The organism is Phyllobacterium sp., from assembly GCF_037994405.1.
Lineage (GTDB): Bacteria > Pseudomonadota > Alphaproteobacteria > Rhizobiales > Rhizobiaceae > Phyllobacterium.
Window position 1 is genome coordinate 1 of record NZ_JBBNAN010000490.1, and the last position, 3,767, is coordinate 3,767.

Consider the following 3,767-nt stretch of genomic DNA (forward strand, 5'->3'; position numbering starts at 1 on the left):
TATGCAAGCCCAAGAGGACTTGGCGGTCAGGATGAAGCGGATTCCCGAGTATATCGCGATCTTTACGGGTCAAGTCCCCCAGCAGAGAGAGCTCGACCGCTTCTTTGCGAGACATGGCTACAAGTCAGATTCAAAGGACAAGCGATGATCGGCGCCTCGTTGAAGATTAGCTCAATTGGTAGCCGCCGTCCCGGCGGAGCGACTGCCGGTTCGATCATCGATACCCGCCTGTATGGGCTGCGCGGCCCATACAGGCAATCTGATTTTGGCGGACGAGACAGCGCGATCGACGCCCACGATAAACACCCAACCGGAGACAATCTGGCTGAATCTCACTAACGCCGAAATTGCGGGATTTTAAGATGACGGATTTTCCTTTCCCTGGACTCAACCTCGCCCTCACGACACCTTTCGACGCTGAGGGGCGTATTGATTTCGGGCAGTTAGAGGAGAACCTTGAACGCTATTTGGCGCTCGGCATCCCTGGCTTTGTCCTCAGCTCCGGCACCGGCATGCACGTCTACCTGTCAAAGGAAGAATCCAAGCAGCTGGTGCAACACGGTTCGAAGATCATCAATGGACGTGCGAAGATCATTGCGCAGACTTCGGCCCTTCTTTCGGAGGACGTCGTGGAGCGCACACGGCACGCGGCGGATTGCGGTGTGGATGGCGTCATGGTCCTGCCGCCATTCTTCGAAGGGCCGACAGACGATCGAGGCATCATCGACTTCTATGCGGAAGTCGGGAAAGCAGGGCTACCCGTCATCGGCTATAACGTGCCTCAGGCGGTGGGCGTCGCCGTCACTCCGTCTCTCCTGAAAGAACTTTGCGACATTCCAGGGTTCTGTGCCGTAAAGGACAGCAGCGGCGATCTTGGAAAACAGGCATCGCTGATCCGTACCGGCCTTCCCGTTATGAACGGCGCTGACCAGCTCGTGCCCTATGCACTCTATGCAGGTTGCAGCGGCCTCATCTGGGGCGGCGCGAACTTCGCGCCGCGCACTTGTCTTGCTCTCGTAGCGGCGGCTTTGGCCCGCAATTGGGAAGCGGCACGCGAAATCTGGTCTGCACTTGAGCCAGTCATGTCGCTGCTCTGGGATGGAGATTATGTGCAATCTGTTTATGCGGCAGCTGAACTGACCGGCCACGGCGCAGGCAGCCCTCGCAAGCCTCTGAGAGGTTTGTCTCCCGACAGAATTGAAGCTTTGCAGGCGGTCCTTGGCGACCTCGCGAAGCGGGAAGCGATGGCAGCGTGAGCAAGGATTCGAAGAAGGTATTCACTACCTCAAAACTCCCGAAGAACACGGGCGTTTCGGCATGGGTTGCGATGCTACCTTCTCGTGGCGAAAAACCCCGCCTTGAAGGGGCGCTTACCGCCGATGTTGTGGTTATCGGCGGTGGTTTTGCGGGCCTGTCCGCAGCTCGGCGAATCTCTCAACTCGATCCAGCGCTGCGGGTCGCGGTACTGGACGCTGGTGTCATTGGCGAAGGAGCCGCGGGACGTAACTCTGGCTTCATCATCGACTTGCCCCATGAAGTCTCAGCGGACGACTATGGCGGCGATTCTGCCAGCAAGAGCCAGCAGGATATCGTCATCCATCGCAGCGCGATCGCCCTGGCCAGCGACATCGCGGCGGAGCAAGGATGGGACCGTGACATATTTGATCCGTGCGGCCGATACAGCGTAGCGATAAGCGAAAGGGGGGATCAGCACCTTGTCGCCTACTCCGAACAACTGCGCAAGTTGGGGGAAGAGCATCGGCTTCTTGATGCGAAAGAGATCGCGGCGATAACGGGCACCCATTGCTACACGTCTGCCTTGTTCACTCCGGGCACAATTATAGTGCAGCCGGCAGCATACATACGGGGCGTCGCGGACTGCCTTCGGGGACGCATTTCCATTTACGAAAGAACGCCAGCGATGGCGTTCGAGAGCGATGCCCAGGGATGGATGGTCAAAACCCCGCAAGGCTGGATTAGCACCGGGAAGATAATCCTGGCCAACAACGGCCATGCGGAGAGCTTTGGCTTTTTCAAAGGCCGTCTCCTACACATCTTCACCTATGCGTCGATGACCGAGGAGTTCGACCCGAGCCGCCTTCCCGGAGAAAGAAAATGGGCTGCTACGCCAGCCCTCCCCATGGGCACTACGGTTCGCCGCGTTGCTGGGCAGCGAGGCGATCGTATCCTTATTCGGTCGCGCTACACCTACAATTCAAGGCAGATTGTAAGTGAAGGTGCCCTCAAGCGTGCGGGCGCTCAGCATGATCGCAAGTTCAAAACACGATTTCCAGGCCTCGGTAATGTCAACATGGAGTACCGGTGGGCTGGGGGGATGGCTCTGACGCTGAACTCAGTACCCGCATTTGGCGAAGTTGAACATGGCGTGTTTGCCGCCTGCGGGTGCAACGGGCTCGGCGCATCGAAAGCAACTGCATCCGGTATCGCGGCAGCAGAGATGATGTTGGGATACAACTCTGAACTCACCCAGATATATCGGAGGTTCCAAGCTCCGAAAGCCCTACCGCCTCGGCCATTCATTACGATCGGCGCCAAGGCGAACCTGGCCTTTCGCGAATGGCAAACGGGTACTGAGTAAAGGGTGGCTCGCAGCGAGCTAAAATCAGCGGCGAGCTTTTGAAATTCGGAAAGATCAAGTCGGTAGCAGCGGCACGCCGGCTTCGATGCGTCATGCCGCAAAAGAGGGAACGATAATGAAGAAAATACTTGGGTCTACATGCCTGATGCTCGGTCTTATTGGCGGAGCTTCGGCTGCAAACGCCGCGGAATGCGGCAGCGTCACTATAGCTAGTATGAACTGGCAGAGTGCAGAAGTTCTTTCGAATCTTGACAAGATTATTCTAAACGAAGGTTATGGTTGCCAGGCAGATATCACCGTCGGTGACACAGTCCCGACAATCACTTCCATGGCCGAAAAGGGCCAGCCGGACATCGCGCCTGAAGCATGGATTGATCTGCTTCCGGACATTGTGAAGAAAGGAACGGAAGAGGGTAAAATCGTGCAGGTTGGCTCGCCGCTGCCCGACGGCGGTAATCAAGGCTGGTGGATTCCGAAATACCTTGCGGATGCCCACCCAGACATCAAGACCATACCGGAGCTACTGAAGCATCCAGAACTCTTCCCAGATCCGGAAGACTCTTCAAAGGGCGCACTCTTCAACGGCCCATCGGGCTGGGGCGGCACGGTAGTGACCACGCAACTCTATAAAGCTTTTGAAGCGGAAAAAGCTGGCTTTAGGCTTGTAGATACCGGTTCGGCAGCGGGCCTCGACGGTTCCATCGCCAAGGCTTATGAGCGCAAGCAGGGTTGGGTTGGCTATTACTGGGCGCCGACCGCTTTGCTCGGCAAATATCCGATGGTGAAGCTGGAGGCAGGCGTTCCTAACGACCCCGCGGAGTGGAAGCGCTGCATCACGGTAGCAGATTGCCCCGATCCGAAGCCGAATGCATGGCCAGTCGACACTATTGTTACACTGCTGGCGAAGCCTTTCTCGGAAAAAGCTGGTCCAGAAGTGATGGACTATCTCAAAAAACGCTCCTGGAGCAACGATACGGTCAACAAACTGATGGCCTGGATGACGGACAATCAGGCGACTGGCGAAGACGGCGCTAAACATTTCCTAAAGGAAAATAAGGACGTTTGGACCAAGTGGGTCACGCCGGAAGCCGCCAAGAAAATCGAGGCTGCCGTACAATAATGATCATGTTCTGGTGCGGCAGGACAAGGTTCTGCCGCACCACCACCA

Annotated in this window: 3 protein-coding genes and 1 pseudogene; all 4 read left to right on the plus strand. The window is 56.8% G+C overall.

The features are described from left to right. Positions 1-148, plus strand: a pseudogene (locus AAAC48_RS27080) (TetR/AcrR family transcriptional regulator); the annotation flags it as partial. A 214-nt stretch (positions 149-362) separates the two neighbouring features. Next, the gene (locus AAAC48_RS27085; protein ID WP_340657164.1) at positions 363-1,256 is read left to right on the plus strand and encodes a dihydrodipicolinate synthase family protein; all 894 of its coding nucleotides are present in this window, start codon (positions 363-365) and stop codon (positions 1,254-1,256) included. After that, complete coding sequence (locus AAAC48_RS27090) at positions 1,253-2,599, plus strand: FAD-binding oxidoreductase (protein WP_340657165.1); 1,347 nt, start codon at positions 1,253-1,255, stop codon at positions 2,597-2,599. Before AAAC48_RS27085 ends, AAAC48_RS27090 begins: the two co-directional genes overlap by 4 nt. Positions 2,600-2,714: 115 nt before the next feature. Beyond that, positions 2,715-3,719, plus strand: coding sequence for an ABC transporter substrate-binding protein (locus tag AAAC48_RS27095; protein WP_340657166.1), 1,005 nt, complete (start codon positions 2,715-2,717; stop codon positions 3,717-3,719). Positions 3,720-3,767 lie beyond the last annotated feature (48 nt).

Bases quoted from the DNA above. Each gene is read 5' to 3' on its own strand.
- AAAC48_RS27085 (WP_340657164.1), top strand. From the start codon at position 363: ATGACGGATTTTCCTTTCCCTGGACTCAACCTCGCCCTCACGACACCT.
- AAAC48_RS27095 (WP_340657166.1), top strand. From the start codon at position 2,715: ATGAAGAAAATACTTGGGTCTACATGCCTGATGCTCGGTCTTATTGGC.